Raw genomic sequence first — 326 nt, forward strand, 5'->3', positions numbered from 1 at the left:
GGTTGCGCTGATCGACGAATTCCAGGACACCGACCCGGTGCAGTACGGTATTTTCGAGCGCATTTACCAGATCAGCGAAAACCGTGCACAAACCGGCCTGTTCATGATCGGTGACCCCAAGCAGGCAATTTACGCCTTCCGGGGTGCCGACATTTACACCTACCTTGCTGCGCGGCGCGCCACCAGCGGCCGCCTGCACAGCCTGGACACCAACTACCGCTCCAGCAAAGCCATGGTTGCGGCGGTCAACCAGGTGTTCCTGCAGGCCGAGGCGCGTGAAATGGGGCGGGGTGCATTCCTGTTCCGCGAGGCCGATGACAACCCGT

Annotated in this window: 1 protein-coding gene; it reads left to right on the plus strand. The window is 61.3% G+C overall.

The window, feature by feature from the left end; translation table 11 throughout:
• A partial coding sequence (locus SB765_RS28655; protein WP_410932361.1) for a UvrD-helicase domain-containing protein occupies window positions 1-326 on the plus strand: 326 nt, incomplete at both ends.

The sequence above is a fragment of the Pseudomonas sp. SIMBA_067 genome, assembly GCF_046534675.1.
Lineage (GTDB): Bacteria > Pseudomonadota > Gammaproteobacteria > Pseudomonadales > Pseudomonadaceae > Aquipseudomonas > Aquipseudomonas putida.